General features: G+C 35.1%; 13 protein-coding genes and 1 tRNA gene. 6 read left to right on the forward strand and 8 right to left on the reverse strand.

The window, feature by feature from the left end; all coding sequences use genetic code 11:
• Positions 1 to 338 precede the first annotated feature (338 nt).
• From BM296_RS19710 to BM296_RS09070, 4 genes are all read right to left on the reverse strand, one after another.
• Positions 339 to 467 carry a hypothetical protein gene (locus BM296_RS19710; RefSeq protein WP_262493893.1) on the reverse strand — a complete coding sequence of 43 codons (129 nt, stop codon included), beginning with the start codon at positions 465 to 467 and terminating at the stop codon, positions 339 to 341.
• Between the two features lie 309 nt (positions 468 to 776).
• Positions 777 to 1,880 carry a glycoside hydrolase family 88/105 protein gene (locus BM296_RS09060; protein WP_091902736.1) on the reverse strand — a complete coding sequence of 368 codons (1,104 nt, stop codon included), beginning with the start codon at positions 1,878 to 1,880 and terminating at the stop codon, positions 777 to 779.
• A gap of 224 nt (positions 1,881 to 2,104) precedes the next feature.
• The gene (locus BM296_RS09065) at positions 2,105 to 3,565 is read right to left on the reverse strand and encodes a sulfatase family protein (RefSeq protein WP_218157872.1); all 1,461 of its coding nucleotides are present in this window, start codon (positions 3,563 to 3,565) and stop codon (positions 2,105 to 2,107) included.
• An 82-nt stretch (positions 3,566 to 3,647) separates the two neighbouring features.
• Positions 3,648 to 6,410 (reverse strand): family 78 glycoside hydrolase catalytic domain, encoded by a 2,763-nt coding sequence (locus BM296_RS09070; protein WP_091902738.1) that lies wholly within the window; start codon positions 6,408 to 6,410, stop codon positions 3,648 to 3,650.
• A gap of 232 nt (positions 6,411 to 6,642) precedes the next feature.
• Between BM296_RS09070 and BM296_RS09075 the strand changes: the two genes are divergently transcribed.
• From BM296_RS09075 to BM296_RS19780, 4 genes are all read left to right on the forward strand, one after another.
• On the forward strand, positions 6,643 to 8,394 hold the full coding sequence (locus BM296_RS09075) for an alpha-L-rhamnosidase-related protein (protein ID WP_091902739.1): 1,752 nt from the start codon (positions 6,643 to 6,645) through the stop codon (positions 8,392 to 8,394).
• Between the two features lie 2 nt (positions 8,395 to 8,396).
• The gene (gene rhaM / locus BM296_RS09080; protein ID WP_091902740.1) at positions 8,397 to 8,714 is read left to right on the forward strand and encodes an L-rhamnose mutarotase; all 318 of its coding nucleotides are present in this window, start codon (positions 8,397 to 8,399) and stop codon (positions 8,712 to 8,714) included.
• Positions 8,715 to 9,587: 873 nt separating this feature from the next.
• Positions 9,588 to 9,929: a single-stranded DNA-binding protein gene (locus BM296_RS09090; RefSeq protein ID WP_091902742.1), complete on the forward strand. Its 342-nt coding sequence runs from the start codon at positions 9,588 to 9,590 to the stop codon at positions 9,927 to 9,929.
• A 132-nt stretch (positions 9,930 to 10,061) separates the two neighbouring features.
• Complete coding sequence (locus BM296_RS19780; protein WP_394365304.1) at positions 10,062 to 10,214, forward strand: DUF6876 family protein; 153 nt, start codon at positions 10,062 to 10,064, stop codon at positions 10,212 to 10,214.
• On the opposite strand, the gene BM296_RS09100 is transcribed toward BM296_RS19780, so the two are convergent.
• Together BM296_RS09100 and BM296_RS09105 are read right to left on the reverse strand one after the other, a co-directional pair.
• The gene (locus BM296_RS09100; protein ID WP_091902743.1) at positions 10,158 to 11,036 is read right to left on the reverse strand and encodes a site-specific integrase; all 879 of its coding nucleotides are present in this window, start codon (positions 11,034 to 11,036) and stop codon (positions 10,158 to 10,160) included. The genes BM296_RS19780 and BM296_RS09100 overlap by 57 nt on opposite strands.
• Before the next feature lie 230 nt (positions 11,037 to 11,266).
• Positions 11,267 to 11,340: transfer RNA gene (locus BM296_RS09105), tRNA-Arg, on the reverse strand.
• A gap of 75 nt (positions 11,341 to 11,415) precedes the next feature.
• On the opposite strand from BM296_RS09105, the gene BM296_RS09110 reads away from it, so the two are divergent.
• A complete protein-coding gene (locus BM296_RS09110) occupies positions 11,416 to 11,928 on the forward strand; it encodes an adenine phosphoribosyltransferase (protein ID WP_091902744.1) in 513 nt (170 codons plus the stop codon).
• On the opposite strand, the gene BM296_RS09115 is transcribed toward BM296_RS09110, so the two are convergent.
• Complete coding sequence (locus tag BM296_RS09115; RefSeq protein ID WP_027064307.1) at positions 11,925 to 12,077, reverse strand: hypothetical protein; 153 nt, start codon at positions 12,075 to 12,077, stop codon at positions 11,925 to 11,927. The two genes, BM296_RS09110 and BM296_RS09115, sit on opposite strands and share 4 nt — an antisense overlap.
• A 584-nt stretch (positions 12,078 to 12,661) precedes the next feature.
• Between BM296_RS09115 and BM296_RS09120 the strand changes: the two genes are divergently transcribed.
• A complete protein-coding gene (locus BM296_RS09120; RefSeq protein ID WP_091902745.1) occupies positions 12,662 to 13,600 on the forward strand; it encodes a calcium/sodium antiporter in 939 nt (312 codons plus the stop codon).
• A gap of 86 nt (positions 13,601 to 13,686) precedes the next feature.
• On the opposite strand, the gene BM296_RS09125 is transcribed toward BM296_RS09120, so the two are convergent.
• A complete protein-coding gene (locus BM296_RS09125; RefSeq protein WP_091902746.1) occupies positions 13,687 to 14,709 on the reverse strand; it encodes a glutamine synthetase beta-grasp domain-containing protein in 1,023 nt (340 codons plus the stop codon).
• Between the last annotated feature and the right edge of the window lie 58 nt (positions 14,710 to 14,767).

Raw genomic sequence — 14,767 nt, forward strand, 5'->3', positions numbered from 1 at the left:
TTAGATATAGAATTTTCTATTGAGATGCTCCAATAACCTTTATTGGACTACCATCCGAACCGCTGGTCCTGACTTTATTTTCTTCAAAATAAGGCTGAAATGTATAAAATAAATTCAGGTGCCAAGTTGATTTTATTTTTAAAATATATTTTTTCATCTCTTCTATTACTTCAGTCTACATCGAGTTTTTAGCTTCATAGGTAAACTCGTTGAGGTCATTTTTATGATTATAGAATTCTTTCGTCCCATCTTCGTATAGGATGTATCTAAAGTGCTTTGATTTGACAGTGTAATTATTTATTTGCAATTTAGTAACCGCTCAAGAGGCTTCATTCTTTTTATCTAGCATTAAGTCCGCCTAACGGTCTTCCTGTTTCGCAACCAACATAGTTAACGCATTTCAAATACCCCTGAATGGTCTTTGGCAATTCTCCACTTTTAATGGCACAACCTGTAGAGGGCATCATAGATTAATTGTTTGTTTGTAGTGCCACCGAAGTAACATCATTTAAATTATTTGCCCTATAGTGTCTTGTTTTTATATTGTCTAACGGATGGAAGTCAAACCATTTGTGAGGCAGATAAAGTTGTTAATGTACCCGTAAGAAACCTACTCCCATGGAAAGTGACGGTCGTAGGTTATTTTTAAACGTTCATTGGTCCAATTTACCTATACCCATGGTCCCATTTATAGCGTAAGACCAGCGGTTCTTAAACTAGAGGGTTGTAAAAAATATTTTCGTTTCATATATGCCGATTTATTTAGGTTGCCTATTTCAATTATCGTTCACCATTTTGTAGATTTCGGAACCAGCGCTTAAGAAGGCACCAGTACCGTATACTTCAGTTTTGTCTGCACTTGCATTTCCAGGAGCTGCGCCAATTGGCTGAACATAACCCAGCATACCATTTTCATCAACATAACTGGCCATGGCGTTCCATCCGTTCACTACGGCTTTTTTATAGTTGCGACCTTTTAATATTTCGTTATTGATGCCCCAGGTTAGACCGTATATAAAAAAGGAAGATCCACTGGTTTCTGGGGTAGGATAAAATTCTTGACCTAATAAACTCATAGCCCAATGTCCTTTTGGAGTTTGTATTTCAATAAGTTTCTCGGACATTTTTTTATAAATATCCAAGAAGTATTCATATTCTTTGGTTTGTGGCTTTAAGTTCGATAGAATATCGGCCAAACCGGCGTAGACCCAACCATTTCCACGTCCCCAAAATATTTTGGTTCCTTTATCAAATTTGTCTTTAAACCTTTCATCCCTATAGTATAAATTTTCCTTTTTATCAAATAAGTATTCTGTAGTGGCTTTGTATTCTTCAAACATGAAATCTAAATATTTCTGTTCTCCGGTTATGCTATAAAGGTCTGCCCAAACGGGGGGTGACATAAAAAGAGCATCACACCAATTCCAGCGATCTTGGTGATATGGTGTAGCCCAATCGAGTTTGGTCTTAGCGGGATGGTGCATTAGAAAGCTAAATTGTTCCTTGGTAGGTTCCAACATCTCTTCTTGCTCATATTTTCTATATAATGCTGCATACATACGGCCAACAGCGTGATCATCCGCATGATATTTTCGTTCGTGAAGTTGCCAGTTATTTTGATTTCCGATTCCTTTCAACCAGTTGTAGTAAGTATCATCATCAGCCATTTCTGCCCATTTGCTCATACCTACATAAAGAGCTGCATTTGTCCAATGCAATGGATGATGAGGCTTTTTGTTGTTATAACTGTCATTGATATGGTCCATTTGCCAATCTGCCACTTTTTTCATGACATCTTTGACTTCTTTAGGATTTATATTTTGGGCATTACCGAAGTGAATAGATAAAAATATAACTAGTAGTGATTTGAATGTTTTCATAGGGTTTGTTTTCTGATTTTTTTCAAAATGCTTAATGCCATTCTTCAGTTTTCGATAAAAAATTGAAGTACATATGAAATCACAATTTTAGTTGGGTTTTTAAGAATTTGCATCCTGTGCTATCCTGTCATCTAATGCTGTTTAGATTTTCTTAATTGTTAAAAAAAACAAAGGGCAACTCTTTCAAGCTGCCCTTTGTTTTAATCCTATTAAATTAGAATCATTTAATTTGTGTATGGTACCGTTCCTGTTTTATCGATAGGGTAGCCCCATTTCTTTATATAATCTAAACCAGGTAAAAATTCATCTCCGGTTGCTTTTAACCGTTCCGACAGAATTTTTTCTAAATCATCTTGAATAGCCGCCGCTCCTTCATTACCGACTAAGTTATTTAGTTGATAAGGATCGTTTATATTATCAAAAAGCAACCACGGTCCATTTAAACTTCTTGCGTATGTATATTGTTGGGTTTTAACGGCCCTATATTCTCTAGCATTATGTTGTACTTTGTTCCATTGTCCAAATGGTTGAACGCAGGTTAAAAGTGTTACATCTCCTATTTTTTCTTTTCCTTCCATATATGATCTATAATCTAAGCCCTCTACTGTATTAGGTATCTCAATGTCGCATAAACTTAATAGAGTAGGCATTATATCTTCAGAGTTCATCAATGCATCTTGCTCTCCAGATGCTATTTTAAACCTTTTAGGTATATGGTACAACATGGGTACCCGAGCAGATTCCTCATATGGCTGCTGCTTTTTATAAGCGCCATGGGAACCTAAGAGGTCACCATGATCAGCGGTAAATACAATAATGGTATTTTCAAATTGTCCGGTATTTTTAAGATTTGTAATTAATTTACCTATCATGTCGTCTAAAGCAGCAATGTGAGCATAATAACCTGCTAAATCTTTTTTCACTTGAGTCTTAAGGCTATCTGGTACATTTCTACGAAGTTGAATATTAGCAGGATCAAACATATTTCTGTATTCTTCGGGTGCTGTATGGTAAGGAGCATGAGGAGTACCATATGAAAGAATCATCATATAAGGATTATCTGCCTTATTTCTATTGTTCACAAAGTCGATGGTAGCATCTGTCTGTTCAAAAGTATCATAACCGTCCCATACCATACGGTCTGGGTTATCGTTGTCGTAATACACAGATTTATTGTAATCATGTGTGCATTCATTGCCTTTCCAGAATTTAAAGCCTTGTCTTCTTTTACCGGGAGCAACATTTTGTAACCTTCCATGACCATCTAAATGCCATTTGCCAATGTAACCGGTATCATACCCTTCTTTGTTGAATACTTTTGCAATGGTCACTGCATTGGTATCCAACTGTACATCATTCATAAACACTCCATGTGTCAACGGGCGTTGTCCGGTAATTAATGATGCCCTAAATGGAGAACAAACTGGCATACCAGAAACCGCATTTTTAAAGTTAACACTTGAGGCCTCCAATTCATCTAGATTGGGTGTGTTAATATTTGGGTCGCCTGCATAGCCAGTAGCTTGAGCCCGCCACTGATCAGTTAAGATTACCAGAACGTTAGGGCGACCAGTATTTTGAGGTTCAGTTGCCGTATTTTTTTTCTGGCCATTACAAGAAGCCATTAAAAGTATGCAGAGTAATAGAGCATATGTATTAAAAGCTTTTTCAAATTTATTTTTCATAAGATTTTTTTAATTTATGCATGAATTAGACTAGGAGAATTAAACTCTATTTACAGCAGAATTGTACAGTGTAAATATTTGATTACATTTTTATACTAAAAGTATATACTCCAGAACCAATCTCAAGAATAGTTTCATTTTCATTAGAATCTAAAACCTTAATAGATGAATGTTTATTTAAACTTTTATTCCCTTCTTTAATATTAGCTTCTTTTGATGTTGGAATAGTAACCTTGGCTTTCGTATTCACAGGTATTTTAATATTCATCAGCAAATTATTTCCTTTCCAGTTCCAAGAAGATGCTATGGTGCCATTAATACTTTTGTAGCTACCTTCTATGAAATCCATTTCTTTGGTTATTGCGGGCTTTATAATAATGTTTCTATATCCAGAATCTTCGGTATCGATTCCTACCGCATGCTGAAACATCCATTCAGCAACGGAACCAAAGGCATAATGGCTAAAGGAGTTCATTTTGGCATTAAGGTCTGAGTTTTCAGAATCGTCTTTGGTGTAACTGTTCCATCGTTCCCAAATAGAAGTGCTTCCGTTTTCTACAGAATATCCCCAACTTGGGTATTCCGTCTGTTGGAAAATTTTGTAGGAGATATCGTTGTAACCATATTTTGACAAGGCCAACATAACATGTTTAGTACCTAGAAACCCTGTGGTAAATTTATATCCGTTTTTCTCTATTTTTTCGGCCAGCCTAGCAGCTCCTTTTTTTGCTAAACCATCTGGGTATAAATCAAAATATAAAGCAAGAGCATACGTGGTTTGTGTATCTTCTGTTGTTTGTCCGTTTTCCAAAATATACTTTTTAGCAAAGGCTTTTTTAATATTTTCAAATAGATTCCTGTATTTAGCAGCGTCTTCGGTCTTGCCTAAAGCCTCGGCCATTTCAGCCATTAATTTAGCATCATACCCATAAAATGCAGCACCTATGAAATCATGACTCGTTTCTTCGTTAACTGCAAGCCAGTCTCCCCAATTGTTGCCTCCGCCTGGGCGTAAATAATCTGTACTGGCATCTTCTTGGAACCGCATAAACTTTTGCATGCCTTCATACATAAAATCTAGGGCACGAGTATCATTATAGACTTTATACATATTATAAGGAATAATAATGCCTACATCCATCCATGCCGGTGCATATTGATTGGGTCTTGAATATGGGAAAGGAGCAAAGTTAGGGTAGGCCCCATACCAGCGCTGAGCATCGTCCAAATCTACCAGAAATTTGGTCATAAATGCTGCCACATCTGAATTGTAGGTGGCTGAGCGCATATATATTTGAGCATCTCCTGTCCACCCTAAACGCTCATCTCTTTGTGGGCAATCTGTAGGTATTTCAAAGAAATTGGCACTTTGAGTTGTCTTTATATTTTTGAACAAAGTATTGTTCATTGCGTTTGATGAATTGAACGTACTAGCATTAGTCTCTATGGAACTTAGGACAAGTCCGGTAATGGCATCTAAATTGGGTATCCCTGGGTACCCCGTTACTTCTACATACTGAAAGCCATGATAGGTAAACTTTGGTTGCCAAGTCTCTTCGCTATTTCCATTAAGAATATAGGTGTCGGTGGCTCTTGCCTTTCTGAGGTTTTCAGTCTGAATATGACCATCGCTCTTTAAAATTTCACCGAAACGCAGTTGTACTTTGGTTCCTTTATTACCTTTAACTTTAAGTTCTGCAATACCGGCAATATTTTTTCCGAGATTAAAAACATAGGTTCCAGGGCTGGGTTCCGTGATTTCAATGGGCTTCAATTGCTCTACATTTTTAACTTTCGTACCTGGATGGGCTTCCAATTTTCCATTAGGGTAGGTGTATATTTTTGGGCTTTTCCATTCGCTGTCATCGAAATTGGGCGCGTCCCAACCTGAATTTTCTAATCTAGCATCATACGTTTCACCCATGATGATATCTGCTTCACGAATAGCACCTTCATTTGATTTCCATGATTTATCAGAAGCAATAATTTCTGTGGAGCCATCTTCATATTCTAGATGTATTTGCCCCATAAAAGAAGGATTCACTCCATAGAATTCTCTTACTTTATCCAAACGAACAAGAAGGGCATAACCAATATAACCTGCGTACCATCCATCGGCAACAATTGCACCAATTACGTTCTCGCCTTCATGAAGTTTATCTGTAATATCAAAAGTTTGGTAATAAAGTCTTTTGTTGTAATCCGTCCATCCCGGTAAGAAATAATCCTCACCAACTTTATTACCATTCAATCTCAGTTCATAAAGACCCAAGGCGGTGGTGTAGGCAGTTGCCTTTTTTATTTTCTTGTTCAACTTAAAAGATTTACGGAGGTATCTAGCAGGAGGTAAATACAAACTATCATATTTATCTGCTTTGTTGTAACCTACGTCATGGCCAATGAAAAGCCCTTTCCAATTAGAGAAATTTAGGAGCCCCATAGACCAATGTGCAGGTGCGCTCCATTCTGAAATACCCCCGGATTCGTCCCAAATTTTAACCTTCCAGTAATACTTAGAATCTGATTTTAAAGGAATTCCATCATACTCTATTTGATTGGTGTCGTTAGAATTTACTTTTCCGCTATCCCAAATATCCACTTCATTTTTTATAAATTTTTCTAAGGAAGAGGTAACAATAATTTGATATGCAGATTGAAATCTATTTCGTCCTTCTCCCTTTAAAATCCAACTAAATCTAGGATGTGGTATATCAATTCCTTCTGGATTTTCAAGATACTCAACTCTTGTTTCATGAATAGAAATAGTGGCAGACCCTGCTTTCTGTGAATAGGAGTTACCAAAAGTTAGTATGGAAATCAATAGGATGGTAAATTGAATTTTCATTGGTGTTCTATGATTTAATGTTGAAGAAGAGTGTTACATTTTTAGGCAAGATAATTGGCATTATTTCTAAAAGTATCCTGTACTATGTGGTCTAGAGTTAGTTTATATTTTCTGACCAAAAATTCTATTTTAACAGTACTGTGCAGGATAGATAACCCTTTTTCAAGTTTTATTTTTGACAATATTCAGTTTTTACAATCCTGATTTATTTATTTCAACTCACTCTTTATAAATGAAAAAACTACGCTTAATTTTATGTCTCCTACTATTTGTGAATGTTACGTATGCACAGTTACCACCTGTATTTGGTCCTGAGTATGTAAAGGCTGCAAGCGCTTCGGAAATGGTCAAGACATACCTTACGCCGCAGCGTATTGTTTGGCAATCCGATGATTTAGGAGTATCAATTCTAAATTCAGAAAGACTGCTTGAAAAAGGTAACGGACAGGTTGCTGTTAATGACGAAAATCTATTTCGTTTTGTAAGTACTACGGATGAAAAACCAGGTATTTTATTGGATTATGGAAAGGAGATTCATGGAGGTGTGAAAATTTCAATGGGTATACGTGAAAGTAAAACACCGCTCAAATTGCGACTACGTTTCGGCGAGTCTGTAGGTGAGGCCATGTCTGAAATCGGAGGGAAACAAAATGCTACAAACGAGCATTCTTTACGCGATTTTATTATTGAAGTTCCTTGGTTGGGGAGTGTGGAAGTAGGGGAGACCGGTTTTCGATTTTTAAGGGTAGATGTTGTAGAGGCAAATGAGGATGCTCCTATAAAATCTATAGATGCCGCATTTGTTTATAGAGATATACCATATTTAGGAAGTTTTGAAAGTAATGATGAACGTTTAAATCAAATATGGCTTACAGGTGCCTATACGGTGCACTTAAATATGCAGAATTATTTGTGGGATGGAATTAAACGTGATCGTTTGGTTTGGGTCGGTGACATGCACCCAGAAGTAATGACGATTAATACTGTTTTTGGTAATCATGAAATTGTAGGTAAGAGTTTAGATTTGGCAAGGGACCAGCATCCATTGCCGCAATGGATGAACGGTATAAGTTCATATTCTATGTGGTGGTTGCTTATTCATAAGAACATGTATGATTACCACGGAAACCTCGCTTATTTAAAGGAGCAGGAAATTTATATGATAGGTTTACTGGATCAATTAAGTACTTTCATTGATAAAGACAATAAAGAAATTTTAAATGGAAATCGATTTTTAGATTGGCCCACCAGTGAAAAACCAGAAGCCATACATGCAGGGCTTCAAGCTATGATGGTCTTGACTTTTGAGGCAGGGGCTGAAATGATGCAGGTTTTAGGTAATGGTGCTTTTCAAAAGAAATATCAGAAAGTAGCTGATAAGCTAAAAAAACATAAACCTAAAGATAATACCACAAAACAGGCAGCTGCGTTAATGGCACTTGCCGATTTACAAGATGCCAAAAAAGCGAATGAAGTATTAACCAAAGATGGGGTGCAGCGTATGTCCACTTTTTATGGTTACTATATTTTGGAAGCTATGGCCAAGGCCAATGATTACGAAGGTGCCCTTAGAGTTATACGTGATTATTGGGGTGGAATGTTAGATTTAGGAGCGACTACCTTTTGGGAAGATTTTGATGTGCTAGATAAAACAAATAGTGGACGTATAGACGAATTAGTTGCGCCGACCAATTACGATATTCATGGTGATTTTGGTGAGTATTGCTATGTGGGTTACCGTCATAGCTTATGTCATGGTTGGGCTAGCGGTCCTACTTCATGGTTGAGCCAGCATGTTTTAGGCATCAATGTGATGGATGGTGGGAATAAAGTGAAAATAGAACCAAACTTGGGTGATCTTAAATGGGTGAAAGGAAGCTTTCCTACCAAGTATGGGATATTAAAAGTAAGCCATAATAAAGTTGCTAATGGCGACGTAGAAACAGTAATAGATGCTCCTGAAGGGCTAATAATAGTTAAATAAATATGATTCGAAAAGGGTTCAAAATGAAGATTTATCCCGATAAGATTGCGGAATATACTAAAAGACATAACCAAATATGGCCTGAGCTTGAAATTCTTTTGAAAGAACAAGGGGTTAAAAATTATAGTATCTTTTTTGATGAAGAAACACATATACTTTTTGGTTATGTGGAGGTAGGTTCAAACGGTAATTGGCATGCAATAGCAGACACGGATATTTGTAAAAAATGGTGGGCGTATATGAAAGATTTAATGGAAACAAATTTAGATAATAGTCCGGTTACTGTTGATTTGAAAAATGTTTTTCATATGTCTTCGTGATTGTTTACGGATTTTTTTAAAGGTTGAACAACTTAGATAATCTCTTTAATAGTTTTGTTGGCAATCTCTAATTCTAAAATAGGGTTTAAATTATTACTATTTAAAATTTATCTTGTAAATATCCAAGCAAAACATTTGCGAGTATGTTTTCTATTGCTTCATAATTTGATGTTTTTTATTATAGTTGGACGAAAGAAATTTGTAAATCAAAATTAGTATGGAATCTTTCCCCAGTTAGAATATCTTTTTGCAAATAACAAACCATTACCAGATCTGTACTGCTGGTGTATATAAGTAGTATTTATTAATCTTATCAAAAGATATAAATTCACTCAGCACATTCCCCTTCATTCCGCGAAAAGCTTCATTTCGGTAAAAGAGCTTCACTACCAGAGGTCTTGAACAAGATGCTAAAACTTTAGATTTCCACTTCACTTCTCCTGCCGAAAATGGCAGGAACACTTCGTTCCCAATATAAAATTTTAACATCACGTTCGCTTGAAAGGAAAATTGAATTTCAATTTGTTCCACCTCCAATAATTTTATATTTCACAAGAATTTAGATCTATTCCCAAACCTCCACTATTATCTTTTTTTGACTGCAAAATAACAACATTCCTTCTTGGACAGCGGCATAAAGCCGCTACGCTTTTTATACACCTTACCAAGGAGAAATATTGAAAAGTCTAGGCAACAAAAAAAGGTAACAGCGAAGGCACTATGGGAAGTAAATCTAAAATGAATCTTATGAAATCTTACAAAATCATTAAAAAGGACGTGGAACAAAAGTTAAAAAAACAACAAAAGGAAAACGCTCTGGATATAATAAGTAAATCAATTTTAAAATAAATATTAATCTTTAAATCTGTTATTATGAGTACGTTAAAAAACAAAGTACAGTTAATCGGGAATGTTGGAAATGCTCCTGAAATCAAGAATCTTGAAAGTGGTAAAAAGGTAGCCAATTTCTCAATCGCCACCAATGAGTTTTATAAAAACTCGAACGGAGAAAAAGTGCAGAATACAGAATGGCACAATATTGTGGCATGGGGTAAAATTGCCGAAATCGTAGAGAAGTTTGTAGCAAAGGGAAAGGAAATTTCCATAGAGGGTAAATTGACTTCTAGAAGCTATGAAACCGAAGCCGGTGAAAAAAAATATGTTACAGAAGTTGTAGCAAACGAAATTCTACTATTAGGAATTAAAGGCGAATAGCCAAAAAATAAAGAGGGCGTTCCTGTCGAAAAGATGCGCCCTCTTTTTCATTAATAACTTCTAAATAAAATTATAATGAAAGATAAAGTTAAAGAAATTAAAGAAAGGCTACAACAATTTAACGGTACTGAAATGTTTTATCAAATCCCATTGACACGTACTCGTTTTACCGAAGGCTTAAAATATTTATCAAATGTTGCAGAATGTTTTTGGTTAATAACGGATGCTTCAATCATTGCCAAAAGTCTGAAGGATAAAAGTTACTTTATAACCATCGATTCCTAAAGAAATACTATCCTGTGTTAAATTCATAACATCAATATAGCTGATTCCTGTATAGCAACTGAAAATGAATAAATCTCTTACGCGTTCTAGTCGTTTTAACTCAAACTCTTTAAATTCCATATTCTGTAATTCATATTCCGATAAAAATTCTCTCTCTCTCTTTTCAAAAACAGGTTTCCATCTAACGAAAGGGTCTTTATCTATCCATTCCATATGATATGCCAAGGTTACAATTTTCCTCAACCTTTGTATATGCTTCATAATCGTATTTTGGCCCATACCTTTTGGATGACCTTTTGGCCAGTAATTAGCTAGGTAACATTCGAAATCGCAAAGGAATTTATAATCTAGTTTTTTAAGAAAAATGTTGTTTGTCTTTTTTTCTTTAGCTATAAACTTGATTATATAGTTTTCAGTAATGCTAAAATTTCGAATAGAACCTACTGCAAGGGTGTTTGAAATTTTATTGTTATGGTATTTTATAAGTTCTAAAAGAGTTTTAGAGTCACCATCAAAACCTAAATATGTTGCTTTTATTAATTGGGCTGTAATCAATTGGTTTTTAAATCTCAATTCTTGGTAACACTGTACAAGTTGAGCATAAACCTGATCTAGATAGAGGTTTAGCCTTCTGGATTCCTCCTTATTACCTTTTGCTCGTTGCTTTTCATTATCCCAAGAACGAATGTCTGCTTTTAATTTAAGACTAATGGTTGCTCTTTTGCCATCTACAGTAATCCTGGCTTGAACTGTCGTTAAATAATTTTTTGCGCGTGAAGAATTTATCCAAAATAGGATTGAAAATGTGTTTGAAGTACTCATAGTTGTCGTCTTTTAATTCATAATTAGAGACGAAAGTCAAATCAACTATACTTTTAAAATTACAACGGTTTTGCCAAATCGACAACATTTGTTGTCGATTAACTTTTTTGTTGTCGATTTGTTGCCAATACATATGAAATCAATTGATTTCATATGATGCCCTTAAAACCAACAAACCCTGCAAATCATAAAATTTGCAGGGTTTTGACTCTTTTAGTGAGTTAAACTTGTGACCTCGACAGGATTCAAACCTGTAACCTCTTGAGCCGTAATCAAGTGCGCTATTCAGTTGCGCCACGAGGCCATTAATTGTTTCCCTTAACGGGGTGCAAATATATTTCTTTTTACATTTACCACAAAATTAAGGACATAATATTAAATGGATTTTAAAAGTTTTATTAGAGATGTGCCCAATTTCCCTAAAGAGGGAGTCCTTTTTAAGGACATAACGTTGTTACTGCAAAACCCAAATGCATTAAAAGAAACTACTAGCGCTTTATTTGAGTTGTTAGAAGGGCAAAAAATTGATAAAGTTGTGGGTATGGAAAGCAGGGGATTCATTTTTGGTCCTTTACTAGCACAAAAGCTAAATGCTGGTTTTGTACCAATTCGTAAGCCAGGCAAACTACCATCAGAAACTTTAAGTGAAACCTATGACCTGGAATATGGCACAGATACACTAGAAATACATTTTGATGCAATAAAGAAGGGGGATAAGGTTCTAGTGCACGATGATGTTTTAGCAACTGGTGGCACAGCGAATGCCGCTTGTAAATTGATTGAAAGATTAGGTGGTGTAATAGTGCAATGCAACTTTTTGATAGAACTAATTTTTCTTAACGGAGTTTCTAAGGTTGAAGATTACCCGGTAAAATCTTTAATGAAGTATTAATCTAATGCTTTAGTGGTAATAAAATAGCGCCAACCTATAAGTGCCATTTGTAATTTACTTGCCTTGGCTAAATCTAATCGTTGTTTGCTGAAAGAAGGCAAAATTGCCTTATTAAGTTTTGCTAGTAGTTTGTAGAATGATTTTTTCAAGATAAATTTTTGGTAAAAATACATAAATAATAAAGCGATTGATCAAGTCGCAGTATTTGTATGTATTGTATCTGTTGAAAAAAATAATTTAATTATATAAGGGTAATGACAATACTTATGAGCATGTAAATTAAAAGTTCTAATAAAGCTATCATATGTTCGATTTAGTTGGTTAAAAGTTTTTTTTCTTGCTTGTTGATGAAAGGTATAATGCTAGTTGTATTTCTGCAAATGTAATTTGTTAAAACAATGTATTTGAATATGGTTGTATAAGTAAAAACATGAATTATATTATAATTTGTAACAATAACTCTACAGAAGTGTTTTAATCTATAAGTGAAGTATTAGTTTGAGTTACATTTGAAAAGAAGTGTAGCGGGTTTTTAGATGCTTTTCAGAAATCGTAGGCTCGGAATCCATTAAAATAGTAGAAAAAGAACTGTTTCATCCTTTAACTAAAAAATTATCTGATGTTTTAGATGTATCTGGGTAACATAAAAATTGAATTGTTTTAAGTTTTTATAACACATCAATTGTCATATGCTAAGAGATTTCTTCTATTTATATTTGTACAAATTCATTTAATGCTAAACTTTTTATTTATTCTGGGGGGGCTAGTTTTATTGATAGCCGGTGGTAATTGGCTGTTAAAAGCTGCGGTCGATTTATCTTTAAAATTGAAAATCCCAAAAATTGTTATAGGAATGACGGTAGTATCTTTTGCTACATCTGCACCAGAGCTTATTGTAAGCATTAATGCTGCTTTAGATGGTTTTCCAGATTTGGCACTAGGAAATGTAGTGGGGTCAAATATTGCCAATTTAGGCTTGGTACTTGCTATAACTATTTTGTTGAGTCCTATAGATGTCAGTAAAAGCTTTTATACGACAGACTGGCCTGTAATGATGATTGCTTCTTTACTATTCTTCTTCTTTATTTACTTTGATGGTGTCTTGGAGCAATATGAAGGTATTGTAATGGTAGTGTTCCTGTTTCTGTTTTTAGTGTACTTACTCCGTTTTCAAAAACCAGCGGTTATAGATGAAGAAGATGAACCAGATGTGATGTTGCCAACATATAAAACAGCATTATTTTTAGGATTAGGTGGTGGTGCTCTTTGGGGTGGGTCTGAATTATTGATTAGTGGCGCTGTGGGTATGGCAACCGTATTTGGGGTAAGCGAACGTATAATAGCAATTACTATTGTTTCTGTAGGCACTAGTATACCTGAATTGGCGGCATCTATTATTGCAGTAATCAAAAAGGAAAAAGCGATATCTTTAGGAAACTTAATAGGTTCCAACATTTTTAATTTATTAGCGGTTTTAGGTATCACTTCTATAATAACACCGATTACCGTTATGGATCAAGGTCTATTAACTAATGATATCTTTTGGATGCTAGGTATCTCTTTCCTTATTCTGCCTCTAGTATTTATACCAAAAGGATTGCGATTGGGGTGGAGAGATGGTTTGGTACTAATTAGTATATACTTAGCATTTATATACGTTACAATCGGATAATTAAAAGAATATAAAAATTAAACCAATAAAAAACGCCTTGGAAAATATCCAAGGCGTTTTTAGTATAATCGACAATTAATTTGGTATTAAAATTTAGCTGTTTTCACAGTTTTAATAATTCTCGCTGCAATCTTGTATGGATCACCATTAGAAGCTGGTCTTCTATCTTCTAACCAACCTTTGTAACCTTTTTCAACAGCAATAATTGGAATACGTATTGATGCACCTCTATCAGAAACACCCCAAGAGAAATCATTTATTGAAGCAGTTTCGTGTAAACCAGTTAAACGTTGGTCGTTAAACTCACCGTAAACGGCAATATGTTCTTTTACTAATGGTCTAAAAGACTCACAGATTGCTGCGTAAACTTCTTTGCTACCACTAGTTCTTAATGCAGTATTTGAGAAGTTAGCATGCATACCTGATCCATTCCAATCCATATCTTTTCCTAATGGTTTTGGGTGGTACTCTATATAGTATCCGTATTTTTCGGTTAATCTGTCAAGAAGGTATCTTGCAATCCAGATTTCATCACCTGCTTTTTTAGCGCCTTTTGCAAACAATTGAAATTCCCATTGTCCAGAAGCAACTTCTTGGTTAATTCCCTCAAAGTTCAAACCTGCTTCGATACATAAATCAGCATGTTCTTCAACTAGATCTCTACCATGAGTATGCAGACCACCAACTGAACAGTAGTACATACCTTGTGGTGCAGGATATCCTCCAATAGGGAAACCTAATGGCAATTGAGTTTTGGTATCCATAATGAAATACTCTTGTTCAAAACCAAACCAGAAATCATCATCCTCATCATCAATTGTTGCTCTTCCATTAGAAACATGAGGTGTTCCATCGGCATTCATTACTTCGGTCATTACTAAATAACCGTTGATTCTGTCTGGGTCAGGGTAAATTGCTACAGGCACTAATAAACAATCAGAAGCTCCACCTGAAGCTTGTCTAGTAGAAGATCCGTCAAAAGACCAATTACCTAACTCTTCAATAGTTCCTTTAAAATCTTCATGCTCTTCAACTTTCGTTTTGCTTCGCATGTTTTGTGTTGGAAAGTATCCATCTAACCAGATGTATTCTAATTTAATTTTGGCCATAATATGTTCGTTATTTTTTAATAAAAGACAAACAAAAATATGTTTTTTATCAATCTGT

Origin of the sequence: Maribacter stanieri (assembly GCF_900112245.1) — a bacterium.
Taxonomy (GTDB): domain Bacteria; phylum Bacteroidota; class Bacteroidia; order Flavobacteriales; family Flavobacteriaceae; genus Maribacter; species Maribacter stanieri.

Bases quoted from the DNA above. Each gene is read 5' to 3' on its own strand.
- BM296_RS19710 (WP_262493893.1), bottom strand. From the start codon at position 467: ATGATGCCCTCTACAGGTTGTGCCATTAAAAGTGGAGAATTGCCAAAG.
- BM296_RS09060 (WP_091902736.1), bottom strand. From the start codon at position 1,880: ATGAAAACATTCAAATCACTACTAGTTATATTTTTATCTATTCACTTC.
- BM296_RS09065 (WP_218157872.1), bottom strand. From the start codon at position 3,565: ATGAAAAATAAATTTGAAAAAGCTTTTAATACATATGCTCTATTACTC.
- BM296_RS09070 (WP_091902738.1), bottom strand. From the start codon at position 6,410: ATGAAAATTCAATTTACCATCCTATTGATTTCCATACTAACTTTTGGT.
- BM296_RS09075 (WP_091902739.1), top strand. From the start codon at position 6,643: ATGAAAAAACTACGCTTAATTTTATGTCTCCTACTATTTGTGAATGTT.
- rhaM (WP_091902740.1), top strand. From the start codon at position 8,397: ATGATTCGAAAAGGGTTCAAAATGAAGATTTATCCCGATAAGATTGCG.
- BM296_RS09090 (WP_091902742.1), top strand. From the start codon at position 9,588: ATGAGTACGTTAAAAAACAAAGTACAGTTAATCGGGAATGTTGGAAAT.
- BM296_RS19780 (WP_394365304.1), top strand. From the start codon at position 10,062: ATGTTTTATCAAATCCCATTGACACGTACTCGTTTTACCGAAGGCTTA.
- BM296_RS09100 (WP_091902743.1), bottom strand. From the start codon at position 11,036: ATGAGTACTTCAAACACATTTTCAATCCTATTTTGGATAAATTCTTCA.
- BM296_RS09110 (WP_091902744.1), top strand. From the start codon at position 11,416: ATGGATTTTAAAAGTTTTATTAGAGATGTGCCCAATTTCCCTAAAGAG.
- BM296_RS09120 (WP_091902745.1), top strand. From the start codon at position 12,662: ATGCTAAACTTTTTATTTATTCTGGGGGGGCTAGTTTTATTGATAGCC.
- BM296_RS09125 (WP_091902746.1), bottom strand. From the start codon at position 14,709: ATGGCCAAAATTAAATTAGAATACATCTGGTTAGATGGATACTTTCCA.